This window comes from Enterovibrio calviensis DSM 14347 (genome assembly GCF_000621165.1).
GTDB lineage: Bacteria > Pseudomonadota > Gammaproteobacteria > Enterobacterales > Vibrionaceae > Enterovibrio > Enterovibrio calviensis.
Window position 1 is genome coordinate 145,148 of the sequence record NZ_JHZA01000007.1, and the last position, 22,794, is coordinate 167,941.

The following is a 22,794-nucleotide window of genomic DNA, read 5'->3' on the forward strand; positions in this document are numbered from 1 at the left end:
CAGTCAGCATTTAGGATCTGCGTCTCTCCAATTTCTTGCTGAATATGAACGTTGAGTTATCTCGGGCATGTCATGTGCCTCTATTTTTTCAAATGGATTCGCAATGAAAAGAAATTTACTCATTACCTCGTTGCTTGCCTGCGCAGTGGTTGTCTTGTCATTTGTTTTGTTTGAATCGACACCACAGACAACGGTTAAAACGAATACACAGCTAACGAGTGTTGAAAAAAAACTCACTGATGTAGAAAGTTCTCCTTCGAGCGTTAGCGGTAATGCGAGTTCCTCTTCGGTTGTCTCCCCCTCGACACCGAGCAGCAGCGAGCTAAAGGCTTACAGGGCAGTGATACGTTCAAAGCTTACAGGTGAGGGAGCGACACTGGCCGACTTTACTAACACGTTGAATATCGCTCTCAGTATGAAAGAGAAGTCTCCTTTCAAAGGCGTTGTTTATGACGTGAAATTTGAATCTGAGGATCCAGAAACCGACATTCCGCCGCAACTTGGTTTTACGTTCAAGTACGATTCTGGTGAGTTCACCAACGTGTCGATGTTAGGACTTCCATCTCAACATCCACTCAACATTGTGACGACCCTATTGGTGCAATTTTCTTACTTTGAAGGGATTCAGAGCATTGAGCTTGCAGACGGCATACATACTTATGTATATCAGGTTAAAGGTGAACAAGTTACAAGACAGAAAGCAGAGGATTTGCGCTCCTCTGCCAGCTATGAAACGTTGTCAGAGCACGAAGTGTGGTCACTTACCTTAGATGCGAACCTGTTTCCCTCAGTTTTAGCAACCAGTGCAGGCAAAACCCTTGAAATGGATGGTTCAGAGCTTCAGCTTGAACAGGAAATTACGATTACACCGATCACACCCGATCCTTCACTGTTGGCGAAGGTTAATTTTGGCTCGGGTGTTAATGCCAAATACAAGGTGGCGCTCAATGACTCGGGCCCCAAATTAGAGGTGAATGAAGAGAATTTCATGGAAACGCTGGTGACGTTTGATGCTAAGCCAGACTTAGATACCGCTCAAGCGCTGGGCGTGTATTTGGTGAATCAAGGGTGGGGATTCGTCCGTGATTTACTCAGCTCAGACGAGATCACTGACAGTATGCGATCGAGTCTTATCTTCGCGTTAGAGAGATCTGGTGAACCCGAAGGTGAGTATCTACTTGCGTCACTGATTGAAGACGATTCGCTCGCTGAAACCGATCGTTTACGCGCGATGATGTCGATTGCGAAAATGGGCGATATCAACAGCCAAGTCGCGTTGAGCACGTTGCAAAATATGCTCGATCATTCCAATGGCTTGCTGGCGCAAACCGCGATGTTGAACATTGGTATTCTTGGAAAACAAAACTCGAGAATGACCAGTGACGTCACTTCGTTTCTATCACAACGTCTATCGATTGAAGGAGCGGGTTATAGCGAGCTGCTGGCAATCAGTAATCTTGGAAACTCGGAGCTAGACAGCAAAGTATTGCCTTATTTGGGCAGCCAGTATGCTGACGAAAGGCAGGTCGCGGTGAAACTGCTGAGTCGAAATCCTGACATGCAGCCAACATTGCTCAACCAAATGTTGAATGATAGCAATCCGAGTGTGGTGAAAGCGATTACGACGGGCATTGAAAACCATAGCCAAGATTTTCAGCTCAGTGAAAGTTACCAAGCAAAGATTCGAAGCCGCTTAGATGCGCCTGATATTCTCGCGCCCACACGGGATCTGTTGTTTACGTTTCTCGCCAATAATGCGCAGCCGACGGCGTTGAACAAATCCGTTGCGCGTAAAATGCTCGAAACGCCGGATATTTCTGAATCTACACTGGTGCTAGCTCAAGATTTACTGAACAAATAACGAATCCATAAACTAAAAACGCCAACATCATCATGTTGGCGTTTTTGTGTTTGCACAAGGTTGCTTGGGGTTATTTACCGCAGCACTTCTTGTATTTCTTTTCGCTACCGCAAGAACAAGGGTCGTTACGGTTCGGCGTTTTATCAAACACGGTAGTTTGTGGCTTACAAAGCAGCGTTTCGAACTCAGTAATGTCTTCTACTTGTTCAGCGTCAACGGTAATAGCAACAAACAGCTGGCTTTCAAGCGCCTGGGCTTCAAGTTCTGCTTTGCGTTCTTCAGTTTGCACTGTTAGCACCAACGGAAGGTCTTCTGAACCCGGCTTTGCTGCACGCTTAGTGTTATAACCAAAACTTTGATATTTTGGTTTTTTCTCAATTCTGCCTTTATAGAAAAACTTAGACATGGTTTTTTTTCCGGGTTAGTTAAATGCGGAGTGAGGTTATACAGCAAAATGCGAGCCTAATATACCCAAACAAGCTGAATCCTGTATCTTCAGGTTGCTTGGGTATAAATGTAATCTCGCGTATCGGTGCTTTTATCCTCGTGTTTACCTGCTAATTAGGCCGAAATACGCTGATTGAGGTGCGTAAAGCCATCACTTTGACGATCTTCATCGGCGCAGATACTGAGTAGATCTTCAATGAAGAAGTTCAACGAGCGGCCCTCAACTTGACGCAACGTCGCCTGTTGCTGCGTTGACAGCATGTGATACATGCTGGCGGCACCAAAATCACCAAAGATGATGTTGGCTTGGTCGTCAAAAAGGGTGTTATGTGCGTATAAATCGCCGTGACAAACGTGGTTGTCATGCATGTGTGCGAACACATCTTCCATTTGATCCACGATCTTTTCGATTTGCGCGATGGAAAGGGAAAACCCTTCAGGGAAGGTATCGCGTGTGCATGTGTCGAAGTTCGGCGGTAAACCTAAGTTCTTAAAGTGCGATGGGATCAGGTTCATCACCAGTGCGAGGTAGTTGGGTTCGCTGACTTGAGCTAGCGGCTGCACAAGGCTTGGGTGATACCCCACGTTCAGACAAGCGTTCAGCTCGTCTTGCGGATAACCATCACTGGTGACCTCGCCTTTGAATACCTTCACCGCAATATCAGCAGGGTAGTCGGCTTGATTGTCATTCCAAACAGCTTTAGATATCACGCCTGACGCACCTTGCCCCAAGACATGTTGCAACGTGAAACTAGACGAAGCGACATGCGGCACCGACTCGATGCTGTTGGACGATTTGGTGTCTGACGATTGGCAAAAAGGATTCCCAGCGAATGCCACCCAAGCCAGCTTCGGAAGGCCAAATACGTGGTCAGGGCATTCCTGCAATTGGTTGGCAGAGATTCGCAATAGCTCAAGGTTGTGAAGCTCGCTCATGGTCTGAGGCAATGCCGTTAAGCGATTACCTGCAAGCGCCAGTTTTTGCATGCGAGGGCGCAGACCTAAAGAGTCTGGCAGGTTTTCTATTTGGTTATCGGTGAGGATCAACCAACGCAGCTTGGGCGGCAGCGCATTGTCTGGCACATGGCGAATTTGGTTGGATTTAAAGCCAATCATTTCGAGCTCTGGGCATTCTCCCAGCACGTCAGGCAGGGTTTCAAATCGGTTGTTTGACGCAAACACGATTTTAAGTTTTTTCAGCTGTTTCAATTCTTCTGGTAAAGAGGACAGCAGATTGTCCGAGAGGTCCAATATTTCCAAGCTGTCAGCCAGAGAAAGGACTTCCAACGGAAAATCGGTGAGGTCTTCTGACAATTTAAGGCGCGTGACGCCTACAAGTTTGCCGTCACGTAGCTGAGAAAGAGAGTGCAAAATGAAAATCCATAGTAGCGATAAAACGATCGGCGCTTAGTCTACAAGAAAGTCACTCAATGCGTTAGAGGTGAATCATTAGAGGCACAGAGAGGTTACTGAACGGTTGATTCTGCCGCGGATGTTTAATGTTGCGTTTTTGGATTAGCACGATGATGAGGATGACTTCGACGCAAACGTTGAAGCGCCAAGGTCACTTGGCGCAATGTAACTATCTCTTAGTGACAACTTAGTGCTTTTTAACACCGTAACGTACTAAGTCTTTACCTGTTTCGAACACTTCTTGTGTGACCCATCGAGCTAGTAGTAATTGGTGCTTATCATCCAACACGGCAACAAACGGGCGACCGTCAGAGTTATTGGTTGCGAGCGCAACGCCTGAAACGTCTTTTAGCCCCAAACCACCATTTTCAATGGCGATCAGGAAAGTCTCAAGATCTTGTAGGTTGTCGATGATATCGGTTTCGTTGTTCATGTGTTCAACACTCTTTCTGTGTTTCAAGATTTCTGTTTTGGGATTATTTCATGGCATGCCTAACGTAGCAATCAGGTATCCCGACTCATTGTGGTGCCTTTTTAAATTCAATCTTCTTTTGCCGGTTTTTCACTCTCTTGTTCGCGCTGTTCGCGCTGTTCGCGCGCGTATATCTGTCATTACTTTAGGCTGGCATTCTACTCAATAACCCATTTATACCGAATATCGTACGCATTCATAAGGATGAGTGTAATTCATACATATGCATAATATTCGGCCTCTGATCTGAACGATAGCATGAGAAATCGCTGTGAAATTGCCCCTGAGATGGGGTGGTGACAGCGAAGAGCAGTGATTCATAAATACGAATACAGGGAGTATTAAAAAGATGAAGACTCATGCAATTCGTTTACTACCGCTAAGTTTTGCGGTGATGTGTGTAAACGCCACCGCGGCTGTCACCTTGTACGAAGACGATACTCATTCTGTCAGCACAGATTTGTTGGTGAATGTTTTTTATACCAATTCAAGCATTGATCGATTGTCGGATTTTGACGATGCCAACAGCGATAGGGTAAGTCGAGACCAATCGCGTGTTCGCGTTGGCTTACTACCGAACTACATTGGGTTTAACTACAACACTGAAACTGATGACGGCTTGAAGATAGGCGCTCGTTCTTCGTTCTGGGTTACATTAAATGATACTGACATCAATCGTGGCGCAGAAGGCTTGGGTACTCGCTCTGGTATCGATGCTCGCCAATTCTATGCAACGGTTGATGCCAATTGGGGACAGGTTTTGCTGGGCAAAGATTTTGGTTTGTTTTCACGCAGTAATATTCTGACGGATGAACTGTTATTGGGCCACGGCCAAACCAGCGATTTCTATGGTTTGATTGATGGCGGTAACGTGTCGTTCGGTAATATTGGGTCGGGTTATACCTATCCATTTCCGAAGGCACAAATCACTTATCGTAGTCCCGACCTGTCGGGCGTTCAGATTGCTGTCGGTGTGATGGATCCGAACAAGAAAAGTGCAACCAGCTCTGAAGATAATCCGCGTTTTGAAAGTGAAATCACGTACAACAATACGTTTGATGAGGTGGATTTTAAAGCCTATATCAATGGCGTCACTCAAAGCTCCAAAGATAGCACCGGTAAAACCGACTCTAACGGCTTAGGTGGTGGTATTCGTTTAGGTTTTGCAGGCGCTGCGTTCAATGCTTCTGGTTTTAGTACGGAAGGACTAGGCGATGTGGCGGGATTAGATACCATAATTTCAAATGAGCAAACCGAATCAAAAGGTTACTTGTTGCAAGGTTCATATTCGTTTGATTCCGAGCGTATTGTGTTGTCCTATGGCCGAACCGATGTTGAAACCCGAGGAACGACTAGCCTTGAATACGATAATTACGCTGTCGCTTGGTTTCACACGGTGAATATGAACTTGAATTTAGTGGGAGAATACAATCGTACAGAAGTGAATGAAGGACGTACGGAAGAAAATAATACCTTCGCGATTGGTGCCGTTGTGACGTTTTAATTCATTGTACTCAGTGGCGTACTAGCATCCGTTGCTGAGTGGAATGAATCCTATTTTTTAGTGCTAATCCAATTGAGACACGAATCGTGTAGATGATGTGAGGTAAGTCAGTTTTATGTGTCGCAAGCGCTAGGTCATGCTTGGCGCTTGTTTTTTTACAAACAAGAAACGACTCCACAAAGGAGTCGTTCAAGTATTATGACTGTGTTTCGCAGTATTAACTCACGGGTTGTTTGGGTATATAGCGTTACAAAGTACGCCGATTGAGTGACTCTGCAATGAAGTCAGCCTGTCGGATTGCGAGTGCCACGATAGTGAGAGTGGGGTTTTCTGAGGCACCAGTGGTGAACTGGCTACCGTCTGAAATAAATAGGTTCTTAATATCGTGTGTTTGCCCCCATTGATTCACTACACCATCTTGCGCCTTCGAACTCATGCGGTTGGTGCCAAGATTATGAGTCGATGGATAGGGCACCACATTGTGAACCTTCACAGCGCCGACGGCTTCGTAAACTTCGCCCCCTTTTTTATATGCGTAATTACGCATCGCGACATCGTTGGGATGATCATCAAAATGTACATTGGGGACGGGCAAACCAAAGCTGTCTTTCACCTCGGTATTGAGTGTAATGCGATTGCTCTCTCTTGGCATGTCTTCGCCCACAATCCACATTCCAGCCATTTTCTCGTAGCCTTCCATATTTTCTGCGAAGTCTTTTCCCCACGCTCCGGGTTTCAAGAATGCAGCCATAAATGGCAAGCCTAGAGACAAGGTTTCCATTTCAAAGCCACCGACAAAGCCGCGAGAAGGATCATGACGAGATTCATCAGTAATGATGCCAGCCATGGTGGTGCCTCGGTACATATGAACGGGGTTTTCAAATTCGGCATATACAGAGCCCGTCACGTGGCGCATGTAATTGCGCCCTACTTGACCTGAACTGTTTGCAAGACCATCAGGAAACATACTGGTTGCGGAATTAAGCAATATACGTGGGCTTTCAATGGAATTACCTGCCACACACACAATGCGTGCTTTTTGATGTTGCTGCTTGCCGTTGGCATCTACATACAGCACGCCGTCCACATTGCCCATGTCGTCGTGTGTAATGGTTTGAACATGGCTGCTTGGGCGAAGTTCAAAGTGCCCAGTTTGCTCTGCTTTTGGAATTTCTGAGTAAAGCGTTGACCACTTTGCGCCATATCGACAGCCTTGAAAACAAAAGCCTGTTTGTTGGCAGGCTGCGCGTCCATCACGGGGTTGTGAATTAATCGCCATTCGACCCGTATGCACGCTTTTGTAGCCGATTTTTTGAGCGCCAGCTTGCATCACTTTGAAGTTGTTGTTGCCGGGTAAACCAGGGATATCGTGTGTGCGGGTTACGCCCATTTTGTCTTCAGCTTTGGTGTAGTAAGGCGCCAAATCTTCAATCGTGATAGGCCAATCAAGCAAGTTTGCGTTAGACACTTCACCATAGGTTGTTTTGGCTTTGAGCTCGTGTGGTTGAAAACGAAGACTCGCGCCTGCCCAATGGAGGGTTGAACCGCCAACGGTTTTACAAATCCATGCGGGTAAGCCGGGGAAATCTCGAGCAACTTCCCACGTGCCTGATGTGGTACGCGGTTCTAACCATGCTTCTTTGCTAAACATTCCCCATTCGTTATTTTCAAAGTCAGTGCGGTAATCGAGCCGTGTGCCTGCTTCTAAGCAAATGACATCTACACCTTTTTGGGCGAGCTCATTGCTTAATGTTCCACCACCAGCCCCAGAGCCGATAACCACCACGACATTTCTGTTGTCGTATGCAAACTCCTTTTTCATTTTGCTACTCCTTGTTAGCGTCAGGCAGCCAGTCGATGTCATCGAATCCGCGATGCAGGTAACCACCTTGTGTGAATGATGGCCCTTCATAGCCAAACAGTGGCCAAATTTTTGGGTTGTCATAGAGTGATACGACCATGTTACCTCTGACAGTTTGGAAAAATGGGGTGCTAGAAATAGCTGTCAGAATGGCGGCTTTTTCATTTTCGGAAAGGGCATTCCACTGCCCATTTGAACGCTGATTAATATCGTCTAGCCCTGTCACGAGCAACGAATGAAGATCGGGGCTTTGGGCGGCTTGTTTGTCAAAGCTTTCGACGCTGGCCGCGTAAAACAAATCGTCAATATTTGGATGAGGGTAGATACTGCGACACACGCTGAGTAGCATTTTTGCTTGCGTGTTCGAGAGTGTTGATACCGTCATCGCCCAACTATTGGTGGGGACGGTTATGCCTGCTATCGTAATGGCAAAGGCGGATGCAGCAGTGAGTGAACCCATCTTGAGTACATCGCGCCGCGTAAAGGCTTTCGATTCCATCTTTTATTGCCTCCAGATCATTATTTTTATCGGTGCTGGTCGTTTAATCAGTACGCTGTTATGCAGCCATGGGTAAACTTAAGCCACGAGATAGATCGCGTTGTTTTCTGGCTCAAAGAAAACGACCAAATCGCTTTAACACTTCAATCTTGTAACCGTCTGGATCGGTGATAAAAAAGAAACTCGCCATGGGCGTTTCTTCATAAGACATGGTTTTTATGTCAGTGGGAGAAAGACCACTGTCTAAAAGGAATTGGTGGTGTTGTTCGAGATCGTCGACGGTGACAGCGAGGTGCCCATAGGCGTTACCCTGTTCATAAGGAGTGGCTTGTTCATGGTTATAGGTAAGTTCTAACTCAAACACATTGTCTTCACCTCTGAGATAGAACAGGGAAAAATTGGCGAAGTCATAACGTGCTTCAACACGCATCCCAAGGGCGAGTTGATAGAAGGAAATGGATTTTTCAGGGTCAAATACTCTGATCATCGAATGAATAGGCTTTGCCATACACACTAACTCCTCACTGTTTTTAGTAGTGTAATGTGAGGGAGTTTGTGACAGGTGGTATTATGCTACCGCATGTTAATTATTCGTTAATTTTCTGATCTTGAGTTCGGTGTTGGCAATGTGCATAGTTTGTTCTGGCGCGTTGAGGTAGAGCAAACAACTACAACGGAGTAGTGAGGCGAAATTGCTCACATCTCCATTTATGTCAAGGGCTTCATCATAGATGGTGGAAAGGAATTTCCCAGTATTCATACCTTGGCTATTGGCAATGCGGTCGATAACCAGCCAAAACATTCGTTCTAAACGAACGCTGGTGCTATGCCCTCCTAGACGGATTGAGCGGGTTTGACACTCGTAATTTTTTGGGTCTTGTCCAGCAAATATTGTACACATAGCATCGACTCCCTAGCATGAGCTACTTCAAGCCAAGAGCAACGTTGCGATGCAATCACGTACTATTGACCTCCTCATAATTAAGCCTACGTCAGGTTCGCAACGAGCATTTATCTCAACATAAAGACAAATTAGGAAAGTGCCCAATGAACATACAGTAGTTGTTAGATAACCAATTGTTCATAGGTCACTATTTCATTTCGTCCTAATTGAAAGGTGATTTAGCGTCTGTGGGCTTTTTTGTGTTTTGATTCGAAAATCAAAACCGCGAGAAATGATTTCGAGTTGTGATTGAAGATATATAGTGTCTTCAACGTTTGAGTGAGTCAGTGAGATTGTTCAGGCATGAAATCTAGCAAGCCACGGATTGAGGTAAACAAATACGTGAAAGAAGATCAGAACCTAGAAGCCTTAACTGGTGGTCGAGAAGGTGCGATTTACAAGAAAGAAAACACCGTGATCAGACCGCTTAACGCTTGGTCTGGCAATGTGCACCGCCTGCTCTATCATTTTCAAGCGCAGGGCATCACGGAATGCCCTCGAGTTCTTGGTATCGAAGGTCAAAATGAAATCCTTAGTTTCGTCGATGGGCAAACGTATAACTACCCGCTGACGGGCGCCATCGCAAGTCAATCAGCGTTGGTTTCAGCTGCGTCTTTGTTACGAAAACTGCATGATGCATCGGTTTCGTTTCTTGCGGCGGGTTGCGATCAAGAAACGCAATGGATGTTACCCGCAAGATCGCCACAAGAAGTGATGTGTCATGGCGACTATTCGCCGTATAACGTGGCGCTCAGCGGAGAAACAGTTGTCGGTGTGTTTGATTTCGATACGGCTCATCCCGCGCCAAGGGTTTGGGATTTGGCGTATGCCATCTATTGTTGGGCACCTTTTAAAACAGACAAGATAGATGCATTGGGTTCGCTTTCCGATCAGATTGAACGTGCTAAACATTTCTGCGATGCCTATGGCGCGTCTGAGCAACAACGTCGCGAGCTGGTTGATGCAATGGTCGCGCGTTTAGATGCACTCGTGACTTTCATGCGCGATGAAGCTGATAACGGCAATGAGCAATTCGCCGCGAATCTGGAAGATGGCCACCACCTGAGTTACTTGGCTGACATCGACTATTTAAAAGCAAAACAAGTGAGGATTTCTGAGCGCTTAATGGAGTGAAGCGCCGAATCGCACATTGAGGCGAAACCGCGCTTCTAGGGGGAAGGGATTGGGCAGATTTTTCTGCCCAATTTAGTTTTTATTGCTAAGTGCGTGTTACGTTCGTTTAGTCCTTACTTTGCAAGCACGCTTTTCATTTGTTCAGCCACTTTATCGACCTTGCCTAAACCAACGACCACTTGTAGACCTGCTTTACCAATTGGAATTACACCTGCTGCGCCCAGTTGTTTTAGCTTTGCAGCGTCAGCCATTGCTGAATCTTTCACGGTGAGTCGTAAGCGGGTCACGCAGTTATCTACTTCGACGATGTTGTCTGCGCCGCCAATGGCTTCGATGTAATCCAGTGTGAGTGGGCCAATGTCTTGTGCGCTGGCACTTTCATCTGCTTTCTCGTTGCGCCCAGGAGTGCTCAAATTGAATTTCACAATCGCGAATCGGAAAGCGAAGTAGTAAAGAGCAAAGAAGAACAGGCCTTGAACAATCAACATATACCATTTTGTTGCCAGCGGGTTTTGGCTTGATAGGACGAAATCAACAAACCCAGCCGAGAATCCAAAGCCCGCCATCCATTCCATGCTTGCAGCAATATAGAGAGACAAGCCCGTCAGTACCGCGTGAATGAAGTACAACGCAGGTGCTAAGAACATAAAGCTAAACTCAAGCGGCTCAGTAATCCCCGTGAAGAATGAAGCCATTGCAGCGGCAATCATGATAGAGAACGTGGTGCCTTTGTTTTCAGCATCGGCACAGTGATACATCGCCAACGCAGCTGCAGGTAGACCAAACATCATGATGGGGAAGAAACCTGCTTGATACATGCCCGTTTTGCCAGGGATAGCCGTACCATTCGCGATAGATTGCGCACCGCCAAGGAAGTTAGGGATATCGTTTATGCCCACCACATCGAACCAGAACACAGGGTAGAGCGCATGGTGCATGCCAATGGTGAGTGTGAGTCGGTTGAAGAAACCGAATAAGCCCGCGCCCAGTGCGTCTAACGCCAGCAGTTGATTACCGAATACGATCAATCCGCCGTAAACCATTGGCCACACGTAGAGCAAAATAAACGACATGAATATGCCCGCGATGGACGTGAGAATGGGCACTAATCGTTTGCCGCTGAAAAAGGCCAGCGCTTTAGGAAGTTCAACGGTGTGGAAACGGTTGTAGATTTCCGCCGACACAATACCAACGAGAATACCGATAAACTGGTTATTAATCTTATCGAAAGCCGCAGGCACTTCGTCGGCTGCCACCCCCATTAATTGGCTGACCGCAGCAGGAGAGAGCAGCGTCGTAATGACGGTAAAACAAATGAATCCGGCCAGTGCAGCAGCACCGCTTTTATCTTTGCTCAGTCCAAAGGCAACACCAATAGCGAAGAGCAACGCCATGTTGTCGATGATGGCACCACCGGATTTGATGAGAAATGCCGCGATAATGCTCTCTGAACCCCAACCTACAGGATCTAACCAGTAGCCGACCCCCATTAATATTGCTGCAGCAGGCAATGTGGCAACAGGCACCATCAATGCTTTACCGACTTTTTGCATGTATCCAAGGATATTCATGTAGCCCCCAAAACTGTCTTCTAAAATGTGATAAAAATTGTTCGTCTCTACAGTGGGTTTTGCTTCGAAAAAACACGGGAAAGCAAAGACATTGGGGATATTTACGCATTAATTTATGTTGCAAACAAACCAGTTAAAAGACACCATGAATTAAAACTTTTAATGCATGGTGTCTTATGAATCATCAATCTCTTTTGCGGAATCTACACACCTTTAGTTCAGCCGCACGAACACTGAGCTTTACTGAAACCGCCACCGAGCTTCACTTAACTCAAGGTGCGGTAAGCCACAGAATCAAAGTGCTAGAGAAAGAATTGGGGTTTAATCTTTTTGTAAGACGCACACGCATGCTGGCGTTGACCGAAGAAGGTGAGAAATTTCAGGCGACGTTATCAAAGTCTCTTAATTCTATCTTTAGCGAAATTGACAACATACGAACGACGGAACTCTCGGGTGAGCTAACCATCGCGACGTCACCTGGCATCGCCAATGAATGGCTTATTCCGCGACTTTCAGATTTCAAAGCCAAGTACCCTAAATTCAACCTCAATATTCTGACTCATGATGTCGAACTTGATTTTGATGTGCACGCTATCGATATCGCGATTTATTACGGCGAACATGAGCGCGTAAACATGTTCAGCAAAAAGATGTTTGGCGAGAAATATATTCCTGTTTGCACACCGGCTTATGCCAAAACCCATCGACTATTTGAAGATGGGTTAGCGTCGCTGCAGCGCGTCAATTTTCTTTATGCGAAGAAATCGACGGCTTGGAAGCGGTGGGCAAAACAGCACAAGGTGGTGCTAGATACGTCGAAGCAGTTCATCACGCTGACCCACCAAGATATGGCCGTGTACAGCGCGAGAAAAGGGTTGGGTGTTGCAATGGGGCGATACCGTTTCGTGAAAGACGCGCTAGAATCCGGAGACTTGGTCGCCCCTTATCCCGCGATGGAAACACAGAGATGTCACAGCGTTTTGTGTCCACAAGGCACTGAAAACCGCCCAAAGGTGCGTACCTTTCTCCAGTGGATTGATAGTCAGTTAGCGTAAGGGAGCGTGTTTAAGACTTTGTCCCGACATTAGGTGAATAAGAAGTGGCAAATCACACCTAAGGACTTAGAATGCGACCATTGAAACTTATATCGAATTAGAGTGACCTTATGCTTCGTGATTACACCTTTGAATGTCTCGTAACCATGCCCCGCCATGAACTGGAAGAGTTTAGCGCTCGAATCATAAGCAGAATGGTGCCAGAAGACGTGATGAGCGAGATTTTCACTTTTGAGCAGGAAGAGATCGACAGCGAGGAACGCCTGTTATCGGCTCGTCTTGATGCAATGCTGCGTATGACGGCTATCGCACTGAGTGAAACTCAACAAGCGTTTGATGATTCAGAAAATGCAACGCAAAACAGTGTAAGAATGACGCGATTAGTGCTGTGGCATTTCTACGCTATTTCGTTTCGTTTGGAGCAAGCGATTTCCCTCGAAACGCATTGTGAACACGTTGAAGCATTGATTAACAATGCACCCACGGATGTTTTTGGTTGGGTTAAGGCGTTGACGGAACTTCTTCATGGTTATGCAGAGATCAGTGATAAACAAAATCCTCAAGACTAAGAGGCAAATAGCAGCGAGAAACATTCGTAAAATGGCGAATTAGCGTCTGTTCGTTGCCCCTTTCAAAGGTTAACGTTGAAAGGGGCCAGTTCGATGACTTGCCCCAGAGACTTCACGCTGGCACTTCCTATCTCATGCATTTTCTCGTCATTCTTCAGTTGAAGAAGCAACGTGTTCAACAATATCAATACGCAAACCTGCTGGGTCCTCAACCATAAAGTGTATTTGCCCCCAGACTTCTTCCTTCAATTCCATCGCAATATTTAGGTTCATGGCTTTTGCCTCTGCAAACGCTTTGGCGGCATCTCGCACTTCTAATGAAATCACGTAGCCTTCGGTCACCATGTTGGCGTGCAAAAAATTGGGTTGAGAAGCGTGGTTGGGTACAAGAAAGCCAAGCTGGACACCGGTTGTGGGGGAGACTAAGTGCAAATAAAACGAAGGGTCATAAAACACCGCTTCAAAGCCAAATGTGGAGAGATAAAACGTTTTCAGCGTGTCTAGCTCTGGCGTGACGATAACGGGAAACATCGCTTGAAACTCAATCATTTTCATTGTCCTTATTGAATAATGTTTGATGAGTATCGGTGAGGTGGCCTAGTCGATATTGTACAAAACGGACAAATTAAACAGTTCGCTCGGCTTGGTTCCTGACATGCGTTTAAATTCACGAATGAAATGGGATTGGTCGTAGAAGTTATCTGCCCATAACGTCATATTCGGCTGGTGCTTGATCGCGTCCAATGTGTGCTGGAAACGCATGACTCTCGCGAAGTCGCGTGGAGAAAGACCAAACTGAAGCTGGGTTAGTCGGCGAAGCTGTCGCGCAGATAACCCAAACTCGGAACATGTCTTATCGGAAAGGACGATATTGGACGAAATGTTGTGATGACAGTAGCTGACAAAGCGAAGAAGACGATGATCAATATTGGGTTGCTTGGCAACGTTTAACAACGATGCCGATACATGCTGACACCGTTGTTCGAAGGACAGTTTGGGCGAAGTAGACGCTCGAATGGCATCGATCACGCTCGTTGGAATGACATCTGCTTTTCGCGTGTCGCTGGAAAGCCTATCCCATTCCTCAAGGGGCGTTGACACTATTGCCTTGTGTCCGAGCAACCGAAATCGAATACCGAAATACGCCTCAGGCCCAGCCAAATCAAAAACCAATGCTGAAGAGTAAGGGGGAACGATGAATAGCTCTTCTGCATTTCGTAGGTTAACGATCACATCAACACAATTGTCCGGCATGCTTCGATAGCGATAGTGCCCTAGCGGGACATTCAACTGCCAGAAGCTTTGCACCCAATGGTTAAGAGGCGCAGCAGGGGCCAAGGTTAAGTAACCTTGATCTTGCAAGACATGGCCTTGAGTTGAGTGGTAGTCAATATCTGTCAGCATGGTGCGGTATCACAGCCTCAGCATTTATACTCGGGATAAAGTATAGGCGTTCTTGTCGTTCGAATAAGAAACAGGGACAGCGAGTTCAAGCGCTTTCTGATTTTTCGGTTAGATTCCGCGTCATTTTATCTGCAATACGTGTAAATGCTTCCCACTCTTCTTCCGAAACACCTTCCGACAGTTGCTTAAATACACTAGCGTCGATGCCCGCTATCTGCTTGAGGATCTGCTCACCGCTGTTGGTCAACCGTAAGCACTGGCTACGTTTGTCCTCAGGGTTGGGCTCTTTTTGTATCAAGCCTTGCTCGATAAGAGCATTTAATAATCGAGTAACTTGCGCCTTATCTCTGTTCAACAAGTGCGCAATGTCGATAGCAGTAATGTTTTTTTTCACACGAATAATCTTCAATACGCGAACGTTCATGGGGGCAATGCCCAGTTCCAGTTCTTCAATACTTTCAATCATTTTACGTTTTAGCGCGTGTGCCAGTTGGAACAAACTGTCGAGTGAATGTTGATCAGTCATAAGCATAACTCTCAAATAAATAGGTTGATAATATCAACTATATTCCTGTATGGTTGATATTATCAACTTAATTGAGAGTCACTTCAAGCTAGGAGAAACCATGAGCGCACAAGATGTGATGTCTCCCTCGCAGCAAGCGATGGAACACCAACAAACCAAGACGCCGCTGTATCAAAAAGTGCTCGTTGTACTTTGTATGATGACTGTGATGGGCGGCTCGTTAACAAGCGTGATGACATACATCAACCTCGGTTTTACCGAGACCTTTTTTACCGACTGGGGCAGTTCTTTTCTACTCGCCGCTATCACGGTCATGCCGGTTGGTTTTTTGTTGATGGTGTTACTAACCAAACTTTCTCATGCGCTCCTTCCAAATACCCGCGAGCTTAAACGCAATTTGCTGGTGGGGGTGAGCATGGCGCTAATCATGGAGTCGGGCATGGCTTTCACCACTGCGATGAATAATGTTGGGTTTGAAGGAAAGGGTGTGTTTTTCGACGCATGGTTAGATGGCGTGTTAGCGGCTTTGCCTGTGGCGCTTACCCTGATGCTGATTATCTCAACAACCGTAAAACCCAAGATAGAGCGTTTTATGAAGAGCTAGGCGGGTATTCAATCACATTCAATCCGTTTTGGAATCAAAGAGAGATAGACAATGACGACAACAAGAAAAGACAAGCGCTACCGCATCATTATTGAAGAAATAGGTTGTGAGCAAGAGGCCGCGAGGAGACTTGAATTTGAACACGTTGATAGGGAAGACATGTTCAACGTCGTTGAAAAACTGAAAGAAGGAAGTGGCCTGGAAGCATCGGTTGCGACCAAAATGGGCGTGGCATTACGTTTGATGGGGCCAACGATGATGGAACACCGCAAACACCCCTTGCTTGTTGACTTTATGCCTCACTTCAAAGCCTTCATGCAGAACCTCAAAAGTACGGTGAAAAGTCAAAGATAACCCTAACGGACATCATCTGAAAGAAGGATGCTAAATCCACCCAATGCGCCATGTTTCATCCAGTAAAGGACGCATAAAATGGCGTTGTTGGTTGAGTTCAGGTAAAGGGTTAAGGCTTAGACATGCGTAATCACCTGACTCACGAAACGCTGTGAGATAGAGATCCCTTATTCAACACAATTCGTGCAGATGATGTGAGGTTATTCTGAACTTAGTGTTAAAGCGCCATGCTGATTTGGCGCTATTTTTTTATCTTCCACTTTTGGCGTATTCGGTGGGGTTGTTTGCCATTGAGTGAGCCTGACATAGTCATCCGTTACTCCTTCCACCCCTCAAAGTGGGTCAGCAAATGATCGATAGCGAGGCGCGCTTTGAGTGGCAAGAACTTACGGTTTTTATATACCACCCATGACGTGATTTTCTGTGTCCAATAGGGCGCGAGAATAGGAACCAAATGCCCTTCGTTGATTGCTTGCTGGAAACTGCTCTTTGGCATGTAACCAATCCCCAATCCGCCTTTACATGCTTCTACCAACGCATTCGCATTGTTACAGCGAAAACGCCCAGATACCTTCACTGGGATCTCTTTGCCTTTATGCTCAAATAGCCACGTATCGTTGTTTGTGATCAAGCATGAGTGCTTTGCTAAGGTGCTGGGGTGGCTTGGCTGACCATGTTCCAAAATGTATTCCGGTGAAGCGACGGCGATCAAACTGCGATCGGCTAGCTTTCTCGCCACCAATCCTGAATCTTGCAACCGTCCATAACGGATGGCGAAGTCGATACCGTCTTCCACGAAGTTGACGTGTCTGCTGCTGAAATCAACTTCAACAGTCAGCTTCGGGTGCTGTTTGGCAAACGCCACCAGTGCAGGCGCAACGAATTGCTCGGCAAATGATCCTGCCATGCTAACGCGCAGCGTGCCTTGCAAATCAAACTGTGCGCCCGTCACCATTTCATTGGCTTGATCAAGCCCGCTCACCAACTCTTGGCATTGCAGATAATACTGTTGACCGGTTTCTGTCAGTTTTACCGAGCGTGTCGATCGCGCAAATAGGGCAGTGCCAAGTCGTTGTTCCAGGCGGGACACTTGGCGAGAGACATGGCTCACGGAACAGTTCAAACGCCGCGCAGCTTCGCTGAATCCTTTGGTTTCAGCCACCATGACGAATTCAACAATGCCATCAAAACTGAGTGAGTGAAGGTTCATTTATTATTGCCATATAGCAAAGACGGTTTTTCATTTTAACGGATTATCACTCATTTGGCGAAAGCATAGAATGGTGGACATCGAACGGCTTATCTCTGTCCAAATACGGTCTACCTAATATCCAAGCCGATTCGCATCAAAAGGATTACGTTATGAAAAAGGTTCTTATCATCGTTACGAATCACGCCACGCTTGGTATCACTGATCAGGCGAATGGGACTTACGCCCCTGAGATGACTCATGCTCTGGACGCATTTTTGCAGGCGGGTTTCAGCTATGACGTTGCCTCGATCAAAGGCGGAGCGGTACCTTTCTATGGTGAAGACGTGGAAGGCGATGAGGTTAACACGCGCATTTTTAATGACGCTGAGTTTCAATCTCGAGTGAACAACACTGTCCCAGTCAATCAGCTTGATATCGACGAGTACGATGCAATTTTCTATCCGGGCGGATTCGGTCTGCTTTCAGATTTGGCCGACCATGCATTGACGGCAAGCCTAGCGGCATCGCTTTACGAAAAAGGCGGCGTGATTGGTTCAGTATGCCACGGGCCAGCCGGCCTGCTTCCTATTACGCTGAGCAATGGACAACCATTGATCGTTGATAAAACGGTGACGGGTTTTACCCGAGAAGAAGAAGTGGATTTCGGCACTATTAATGACATTCCATTCCTATTGGAAGAATCTCTTACACGCAAAGCGGCGAAGTTCAGCAAGATCCAACCTTGGGGCGTGCATGTTATTGTCGATGATCGCCTGGTCACAGGCCAAAACCCAGCAAGTGCTCACGGTGTCGGTAAAGCCATGGTCGCGCTTCTCAAATAATATTGGCTAGTGATGAGTTAAGAACAACGTTTAAACGCTGGTGTTGAGCAAACCACTGCCTTGCTCAACATTGGCGTTTTTCTTTGCGCTTGCTTTTAGATATGCGCGGTTAGAGTGAGACCTTTGCAAGGCGTATATTTTTGAAGGGAAATCAATGTTTCACCTCGATATCAAAGTGACTGAGTAACGTATGATTGAAGCTAATCCGCCATATCAAAAACGGTTGTATTGATATTGAGAAATGCCGTTCCTATTCCCTTTGTACTGGCGTCTCTTCGCAACTAAGCTGTTATAAATCAACCAGCAAAAAGTATAGGCACTCAGTGAAATTCAACTCTCAACGAATCATCCCCCTTCCATCAGCGATTGCGCTCACGATGGCTTTTTCTCCACTTGCACTCGCATCTTCTGATGGTGTGGTCGAATACAGTGGCTCAGGGAGCATTACACAGGGCGTAGCTAAAACCATCGAGTCGAACATTTTTGAGTGCGCCAATGGGCGAAGCCGAGTGGCGGGCATAGGTGAGATAACAGATGCAGAGGGCAACGTCTGGACTGTTCCTGCAAAAAACAATTACGCCACTGGGCCGAAAGCAGTCGATTTGTATGAGGGGTGTGCAAATATCACCCCGAAAAGCCTGGCTGACGTCGATCAAGACTCAGTGCCTGTCGTTGTAATCGACCCTGATGGAGAAGAGGTTACCGGCTATATTTTTGCAGACAATTATTTTGAGCTGTATATCAACGGTACGCTTGTCGCTGTTGATACCGTGCCGTTTACGCCATTCAATTCGAATATCGTTAAGTTCAAGGTTAGCAAACCATACACCATTGCCATCAAGGCAATTGATTGGGAAGAAAACCTAGGATTGGGTTCGGAGAACAACCGCGGGAAAAAATATCACGCTGGTGACGGTGGTTTCATTGCGAGCTTTAGCGATGGCACGGTGACCAATGCCGATTGGAAAGCCCAGACATTCTATACATCACCTGTTTATGACCTGTCTTGCCTGAAAGAAGAGGATGGACGTCGACTGTCGGAAACGTGTACGACAGAGGGAACAGATGAAGGGCAAGATGCGTATGCCATTCATTGGCAAACGCCTGATAATTGGATGGCTGAAGATTTTGACGCGAGTTCGTGGCCTCAAGCCACTTTGTATTCCGAAGATGACATTGGCGTGAACAATAAAAAGGCGTACATGAACTTCATTGAAAAATTTAGTGGTGCGGGAGCGAGCTTCATTTGGTCAACAAACGTCGTGATTGATAACGAAGTGCTACTGAGATACGAAGTGAAATAAAACTTCAGACGCTATTTTGCTTTCCATTGCGCCAGGAATAGCCAGTGTTCAGCACTGGCTTTTTTGTTTGATTTTATTGAGTCTATGTTTGGGTATAAATGCGTGGCTGGGTGACTGCTCATCGATTGAACTATCGATCACACAGATTCGCGCGAAAGAGTCAGTAACATTGGGCAATATGCACTTAACTTTACGATGCGAATGAGTCCCAAAGGAAAACTTGATGGCCTATAAGAATACAGAAAAAGCCAAAAATGAAGCGGTTGAGTGGGCATTAACTCATGGCATGGCGTTAAAACAGACTGATGATTCAGCGAGACATCCCGCATTTACGCTGACGCCAACTGTTATTGAAAGTGCGCGTTTTGAACGGCTGAGATCCTCTGTTCACCTCCTCGGTAAACTTGTGCACGCGGTGTCGCAGGATCATGGGTTTCTGGTTGAAGCGATAACCCCGATCACGACAGGTAATGTGTTTTTTAACGCGTTGCTGCGAATGGCAGACAGTATCCATAACAGCGATGATGGGCAGGTATGTTTGCCGTTGTTGATCATGCGAAGCGACTTTATGGACGATGCCACTCTTGGCCCAAAGCTGATTGAATTTAACGGCATTGCGGCAGGGATGGGGCCGTTTGGTCAGCGTATCCATGAGCTGCATAGTTACTTATCGACACAGTGGCCTGCGCCGTATGCGGAATGGTCGGGCAGTGAAGTAGGGCAACCAATCAGTAATAATGCTTTGAACGGCTTGGCTGACGGGATTGCGGCGGCAACATGGAAGATAAAACGTGAATTTTCCGACTCTGGCTCGCCGACGTTTATCATGGTGGTACAAGATCGTGAAGACAATGTGTATGACCAGCATTTGCTTGAGCACGCGCTGCAAGCCAAAGGGATACGCACCGTACGTCGAACCTTTCGTGAACTCTATGATGGCCTATCAACAGGAGAGAACCGCCGCCTGATCTTAGAAGGGATTGGCACGATTGATTGCGTGTATCTTCGCGCGGGGTATCAGTTCAGTGACTATGTTGCTCACGACATTGTTGATAAGGCTTGCTGTGAAGCGCTCGCACAAACACGCGTGATGATTGAAAAACATCGTGTGGCGGTCAATGCGACGGTTAGCCAACAGTTGGCAACGAGTAAGCGTCTGCAAATGCTGTTGTCTTCTGCTCCGGTGGAATCGCTTACGCGTTTTGGTTTAACGGAATCAGAAGCGCAAGAAGTGAAGTATTTGCTGGGTGATATGATTGCCGTCGATGCACAAAGCGCGGAATGGGTGAAACAACGTCCGCTTGATGAATGGGTGCTGAAAAACCAAGGTGAAGGTGGCGGTCATTGTGTGTTTGGAGAAGACATATACACCAAGTTGTTGTCGCTTGATCCGAATGAATACGAAGCGTGGTCCTTGATGAGAAGGCTGCACCCTCTGCCGCGCTCGCAAGCTGCGTATGTGGTGCGAAAAGGCGAGATTTATGTCATCGATGATCTGATCAGTGAGATTGGATTGTTCACGGTGCATATCGATGGCGAGGCAGCACTAGAAGGTGGCGGCTATGCGGGCTATTTGATCCGTAGTAAATCGTCACAAGTAACGGAAGGCGGTGTTCACAGCGGCATGGGCGCATTAGATTCTCTGGCCTTCAAAGGGTAATGAAAGCAGCCTTCGAAAACAGCCACTGAAAGGGTGGCTGTTTTGTTTCTACTCTTCGCCATTTGGGACTTTGGGGTAGGGAAATTTGATGTGTCCAATGCGGATGATAAAGACGGTAATGGCCAAAATCAGCCCTGCGACTGTGATGGCGAGAATTCGCCAGTCGTCCATGTTTTTCATATCCAAAATAAGATAACGGGCGAGCGCCACAATGGCTATGTATAACGGCATTCTCACGGGTACTTTTCCCGATTCGAAAAAGCTGTGAACCATGGCCAATACTTCGAGATAAATGAACATCAACAGCAAATCACCGACCGATACCGTTCGATTCATAATCACCAGATAAATTTCTTCACCAATGGCATAAATCGTGGCGAGGAAAATCAGCACCAATACACAATTTTCCATCAAATGTATGATTTGTGATGCTTTTCTATTCTTGGGCATTGTTACGGCCAGTCCTTGAACACAAAGCCAGTGTAGCGAGTAGATGTGTAGGGAAGGGTCTCATTGGCGAGAGCACACACCCTCAATATCGTTAGGGTGTGTGCAAAGCACGTTTACATTGAAGCGTTTGGATACTGAAAAGAAAGGATCTTATCGTGCGGACAGTAGGTAATTCAGCGCCCCTCGAACCGCAGCCACTTGCGCGTCATTACATTCTTGGTCGGTGACTTTTTCGCTGTCCGGATACACTTCTGTGGTGGTGCTGTATTCACAGTCGGTGAAGCCAGTGCAAAGTCCAAGGGCCTTGACGGGGTAATTGATCACACCTTCTTGTTCGACTGGCGTGCCAATGATTTTCCCTGTCGCATCAGCCGGTGCAATGTGAGTCACTTTACGCACTTCATCGATAACAGCGGTTTGGAAATCCACGTTTGGATTCTCGGTATCACCAACCGTATAGAAGCCATCTGGAACGGTATCTTCTTCATAGTCTTTGCCATCGCGAGCAGCGAGCGCAGGACGGAATTCAGTGTCGTCTGTGTCTGTCGTTTCATGTAAGTCGATGTGAGCAAATACCTCTACATCTAAGCTTTTTACCCATGCCATTACATTCGCGGCTTCTTGAGATGGGCTGTTCTCTACAAACGAACGGTTTGGATCGACGGTGTAAGGGTTCCAACGGTTGATGGTTTCATAGCCCCATGGGCTGATACACGGCGCAACCACAAAGTTAAAGTGTTCTGTAAATGACAGTGCGTCGGTATTTAAGAATTGCAATGCGCCATGCACGCCGCTGGTTTCGTAACCGTGGACACCGCCAGTGATCAATATGGTGGGTTTGCTTTTATCGAAATCACGGCTGCGAATACCAAACTGAGGGTATCGCGCTTCATCAAAAGACAATGCGCCGTATTGCGTCACGTCAAAGCGGTCTTTTAGTGCATTGATTTTGGTGACCACATCATCGTTGTAGCTGCGCTTAAGGCTGGTAGTGGTTAACCATTGCGCTTTTTCTTCCTCTCCCCAAGGTTGTCCTGGTGTACCGATTGGAAAAGGGGTGGACGTCGTCATGATGATTCCTTACTGAGAGAATGCTAAGTCGCTAGAGATTAGCACACTCTTTTCGGCT

At 46.6% G+C, this 22,794-nt stretch carries 24 protein-coding genes; 10 read left to right on the forward strand and 14 right to left on the reverse strand.

The genetic code is table 11. From position 1 onward, the window contains the following. Positions 1–103 precede the first annotated feature (103 nt). On the forward strand, positions 104–1,861 hold the full coding sequence (locus Q365_RS0105410) for a HEAT repeat domain-containing protein (protein WP_028022377.1): 1,758 nt from the start codon (positions 104–106) through the stop codon (positions 1,859–1,861). Positions 1,862–1,931: 70 nt separating this feature from the next. Here the strand turns inward: Q365_RS0105410 and Q365_RS0105415 are convergent, their stop codons facing one another. The 3 genes from Q365_RS0105415 to Q365_RS0105425 form a co-directional block, all read right to left on the reverse strand. After that, positions 1,932–2,267: a PBPRA1643 family SWIM/SEC-C metal-binding motif protein gene (locus Q365_RS0105415; RefSeq protein ID WP_028022378.1), complete on the reverse strand. Its 336-nt coding sequence runs from the start codon at positions 2,265–2,267 to the stop codon at positions 1,932–1,934. 155 nt (positions 2,268–2,422) lie between these two features. After that, the gene (locus Q365_RS0105420; protein WP_028022379.1) at positions 2,423–3,679 is read right to left on the reverse strand and encodes a leucine-rich repeat-containing protein kinase family protein; all 1,257 of its coding nucleotides are present in this window, start codon (positions 3,677–3,679) and stop codon (positions 2,423–2,425) included. 229 nt (positions 3,680–3,908) lie between these two features. Continuing rightward, positions 3,909–4,154, reverse strand: a complete 246-nt coding sequence (locus Q365_RS0105425; RefSeq protein ID WP_028022380.1) for a hypothetical protein — start codon at positions 4,152–4,154, stop codon at positions 3,909–3,911. 388 nt (positions 4,155–4,542) lie between these two features. On the opposite strand from Q365_RS0105425, the gene Q365_RS0105430 reads away from it, so the two are divergent. After that, entirely contained in the window at positions 4,543–5,697 is a 1,155-nt protein-coding gene (locus tag Q365_RS0105430) for a porin family protein (protein ID WP_028022381.1), read from the forward strand. A 247-nt stretch (positions 5,698–5,944) separates the two neighbouring features. On the opposite strand, the gene Q365_RS0105435 is transcribed toward Q365_RS0105430, so the two are convergent. From Q365_RS0105435 to Q365_RS0105450, 4 genes are all read right to left on the reverse strand, one after another. Then, positions 5,945–7,519: a GMC family oxidoreductase gene (locus Q365_RS0105435; protein ID WP_028022382.1), complete on the reverse strand. Its 1,575-nt coding sequence runs from the start codon at positions 7,517–7,519 to the stop codon at positions 5,945–5,947. A gap of 4 nt (positions 7,520–7,523) precedes the next feature. Next, positions 7,524–8,057: a hypothetical protein gene (locus Q365_RS0105440; protein ID WP_028022383.1), complete on the reverse strand. Its 534-nt coding sequence runs from the start codon at positions 8,055–8,057 to the stop codon at positions 7,524–7,526. A 112-nt stretch (positions 8,058–8,169) separates the two neighbouring features. Continuing rightward, complete coding sequence (locus tag Q365_RS0105445) at positions 8,170–8,565, reverse strand: VOC family protein (RefSeq protein ID WP_028022384.1); 396 nt, start codon at positions 8,563–8,565, stop codon at positions 8,170–8,172. Positions 8,566–8,640: 75 nt separating this feature from the next. Next, entirely contained in the window at positions 8,641–8,958 is a 318-nt protein-coding gene (locus Q365_RS0105450) for a ribbon-helix-helix domain-containing protein (protein WP_028022385.1), read from the reverse strand. Between the two features lie 345 nt (positions 8,959–9,303). On the opposite strand from Q365_RS0105450, the gene Q365_RS0105455 reads away from it, so the two are divergent. Continuing rightward, entirely contained in the window at positions 9,304–10,134 is an 831-nt protein-coding gene (locus Q365_RS0105455; protein WP_051563752.1) for a phosphotransferase enzyme family protein, read from the forward strand. A gap of 113 nt (positions 10,135–10,247) precedes the next feature. Here Q365_RS0105455 and nagE read toward each other — a convergent pair whose 3' ends face one another. Continuing rightward, positions 10,248–11,705, reverse strand: a complete 1,458-nt coding sequence (gene nagE / locus Q365_RS0105460; protein ID WP_028022387.1) for an N-acetylglucosamine-specific PTS transporter subunit IIBC — start codon at positions 11,703–11,705, stop codon at positions 10,248–10,250. A gap of 176 nt (positions 11,706–11,881) precedes the next feature. Between nagE and Q365_RS0105465 the strand changes: the two genes are divergently transcribed. Beyond that, positions 11,882–12,760, forward strand: a complete 879-nt coding sequence (locus Q365_RS0105465; protein ID WP_035024555.1) for a LysR substrate-binding domain-containing protein — start codon at positions 11,882–11,884, stop codon at positions 12,758–12,760. Positions 12,761–12,870: 110 nt separating this feature from the next. Beyond that, on the forward strand, positions 12,871–13,329 hold the full coding sequence (locus tag Q365_RS0105470; protein WP_028022389.1) for a hypothetical protein: 459 nt from the start codon (positions 12,871–12,873) through the stop codon (positions 13,327–13,329). Between the two features lie 147 nt (positions 13,330–13,476). Here the strand turns inward: Q365_RS0105470 and Q365_RS0105475 are convergent, their stop codons facing one another. The 3 genes from Q365_RS0105475 to Q365_RS0105485 form a co-directional block, all read right to left on the reverse strand. Further along, a complete protein-coding gene (locus Q365_RS0105475) occupies positions 13,477–13,878 on the reverse strand; it encodes a VOC family protein (RefSeq protein WP_028022390.1) in 402 nt (133 codons plus the stop codon). A 48-nt stretch (positions 13,879–13,926) separates the two neighbouring features. Then, positions 13,927–14,733: a helix-turn-helix domain-containing protein gene (locus Q365_RS25495; protein ID WP_051563753.1), complete on the reverse strand. Its 807-nt coding sequence runs from the start codon at positions 14,731–14,733 to the stop codon at positions 13,927–13,929. A gap of 85 nt (positions 14,734–14,818) precedes the next feature. Beyond that, on the reverse strand, positions 14,819–15,259 hold the full coding sequence (locus Q365_RS0105485; protein ID WP_028022391.1) for a MarR family winged helix-turn-helix transcriptional regulator: 441 nt from the start codon (positions 15,257–15,259) through the stop codon (positions 14,819–14,821). Between the two features lie 100 nt (positions 15,260–15,359). On the opposite strand from Q365_RS0105485, the gene Q365_RS0105490 reads away from it, so the two are divergent. Both Q365_RS0105490 and Q365_RS0105495 read left to right on the forward strand, forming a co-directional pair. After that, the gene (locus Q365_RS0105490; protein ID WP_028022392.1) at positions 15,360–15,863 is read left to right on the forward strand and encodes a DUF2798 domain-containing protein; all 504 of its coding nucleotides are present in this window, start codon (positions 15,360–15,362) and stop codon (positions 15,861–15,863) included. Between the two features lie 51 nt (positions 15,864–15,914). After that, positions 15,915–16,217 (forward strand): DUF3861 domain-containing protein, encoded by a 303-nt coding sequence (locus tag Q365_RS0105495; RefSeq protein ID WP_028022393.1) that lies wholly within the window; start codon positions 15,915–15,917, stop codon positions 16,215–16,217. Positions 16,218–16,533: 316 nt separating this feature from the next. Here the strand turns inward: Q365_RS0105495 and Q365_RS0105500 are convergent, their stop codons facing one another. Next, complete coding sequence (locus Q365_RS0105500; RefSeq protein WP_028022394.1) at positions 16,534–17,427, reverse strand: LysR family transcriptional regulator; 894 nt, start codon at positions 17,425–17,427, stop codon at positions 16,534–16,536. Positions 17,428–17,579: 152 nt separating this feature from the next. Here Q365_RS0105500 and Q365_RS0105505 point away from each other — a divergent pair, with 152 nt between their 5' ends. The 3 genes from Q365_RS0105505 (at position 17,580) to Q365_RS0105515 (ending at position 21,215) form a co-directional block, all read left to right on the forward strand. Next, entirely contained in the window at positions 17,580–18,251 is a 672-nt protein-coding gene (locus Q365_RS0105505) for a type 1 glutamine amidotransferase domain-containing protein (protein ID WP_028022395.1), read from the forward strand. Between the two features lie 377 nt (positions 18,252–18,628). Beyond that, complete coding sequence (locus tag Q365_RS0105510; protein WP_051563768.1) at positions 18,629–19,555, forward strand: hypothetical protein; 927 nt, start codon at positions 18,629–18,631, stop codon at positions 19,553–19,555. A 223-nt stretch (positions 19,556–19,778) separates the two neighbouring features. Next, on the forward strand, positions 19,779–21,215 hold the full coding sequence (locus Q365_RS0105515; RefSeq protein WP_028022397.1) for a glutathione synthase: 1,437 nt from the start codon (positions 19,779–19,781) through the stop codon (positions 21,213–21,215). 48 nt (positions 21,216–21,263) lie between these two features. On the opposite strand, the gene Q365_RS0105520 is transcribed toward Q365_RS0105515, so the two are convergent. Continuing rightward, positions 21,264–21,665 carry a phosphate-starvation-inducible protein PsiE gene (locus Q365_RS0105520; RefSeq protein WP_028022398.1) on the reverse strand — a complete coding sequence of 134 codons (402 nt, stop codon included), beginning with the start codon at positions 21,663–21,665 and terminating at the stop codon, positions 21,264–21,266. Positions 21,666–21,815: 150 nt separating this feature from the next. Then, on the reverse strand, positions 21,816–22,736 hold the full coding sequence (locus Q365_RS0105525) for a M14 family metallopeptidase (RefSeq protein WP_028022399.1): 921 nt from the start codon (positions 22,734–22,736) through the stop codon (positions 21,816–21,818). Positions 22,737–22,794: the final 58 nt, after the last annotated feature.

Coding starts and splice junctions, on each gene's coding strand:
- Q365_RS0105410 (WP_028022377.1), top strand. CDS start 104: ATGAAAAGAAATTTACTCATTACCTCGTTGCTTGCCTGCGCAGTGGTT.
- Q365_RS0105415 (WP_028022378.1), bottom strand. CDS start 2,267: ATGTCTAAGTTTTTCTATAAAGGCAGAATTGAGAAAAAACCAAAATAT.
- Q365_RS0105425 (WP_028022380.1), bottom strand. CDS start 4,154: ATGAACAACGAAACCGATATCATCGACAACCTACAAGATCTTGAGACT.
- Q365_RS0105430 (WP_028022381.1), top strand. CDS start 4,543: ATGAAGACTCATGCAATTCGTTTACTACCGCTAAGTTTTGCGGTGATG.
- Q365_RS0105435 (WP_028022382.1), bottom strand. CDS start 7,519: ATGAAAAAGGAGTTTGCATACGACAACAGAAATGTCGTGGTGGTTATC.
- Q365_RS0105440 (WP_028022383.1), bottom strand. CDS start 8,057: ATGGAATCGAAAGCCTTTACGCGGCGCGATGTACTCAAGATGGGTTCA.
- Q365_RS0105445 (WP_028022384.1), bottom strand. CDS start 8,565: ATGGCAAAGCCTATTCATTCGATGATCAGAGTATTTGACCCTGAAAAA.
- Q365_RS0105450 (WP_028022385.1), bottom strand. CDS start 8,958: ATGTGTACAATATTTGCTGGACAAGACCCAAAAAATTACGAGTGTCAA.
- Q365_RS0105455 (WP_051563752.1), top strand. CDS start 9,304: ATGAAATCTAGCAAGCCACGGATTGAGGTAAACAAATACGTGAAAGAA.
- nagE (WP_028022387.1), bottom strand. CDS start 11,705: ATGAATATCCTTGGATACATGCAAAAAGTCGGTAAAGCATTGATGGTG.
- Q365_RS0105465 (WP_035024555.1), top strand. CDS start 11,882: ATGAATCATCAATCTCTTTTGCGGAATCTACACACCTTTAGTTCAGCC.
- Q365_RS0105470 (WP_028022389.1), top strand. CDS start 12,871: ATGCTTCGTGATTACACCTTTGAATGTCTCGTAACCATGCCCCGCCAT.
- Q365_RS0105475 (WP_028022390.1), bottom strand. CDS start 13,878: ATGATTGAGTTTCAAGCGATGTTTCCCGTTATCGTCACGCCAGAGCTA.
- Q365_RS25495 (WP_051563753.1), bottom strand. CDS start 14,733: ATGCTGACAGATATTGACTACCACTCAACTCAAGGCCATGTCTTGCAA.
- Q365_RS0105485 (WP_028022391.1), bottom strand. CDS start 15,259: ATGACTGATCAACATTCACTCGACAGTTTGTTCCAACTGGCACACGCG.
- Q365_RS0105490 (WP_028022392.1), top strand. CDS start 15,360: ATGAGCGCACAAGATGTGATGTCTCCCTCGCAGCAAGCGATGGAACAC.
- Q365_RS0105495 (WP_028022393.1), top strand. CDS start 15,915: ATGACGACAACAAGAAAAGACAAGCGCTACCGCATCATTATTGAAGAA.
- Q365_RS0105500 (WP_028022394.1), bottom strand. CDS start 17,427: ATGAACCTTCACTCACTCAGTTTTGATGGCATTGTTGAATTCGTCATG.
- Q365_RS0105505 (WP_028022395.1), top strand. CDS start 17,580: ATGAAAAAGGTTCTTATCATCGTTACGAATCACGCCACGCTTGGTATC.
- Q365_RS0105510 (WP_051563768.1), top strand. CDS start 18,629: ATGGCTTTTTCTCCACTTGCACTCGCATCTTCTGATGGTGTGGTCGAA.
- Q365_RS0105515 (WP_028022397.1), top strand. CDS start 19,779: ATGGCCTATAAGAATACAGAAAAAGCCAAAAATGAAGCGGTTGAGTGG.
- Q365_RS0105520 (WP_028022398.1), bottom strand. CDS start 21,665: ATGCCCAAGAATAGAAAAGCATCACAAATCATACATTTGATGGAAAAT.
- Q365_RS0105525 (WP_028022399.1), bottom strand. CDS start 22,736: ATGACGACGTCCACCCCTTTTCCAATCGGTACACCAGGACAACCTTGG.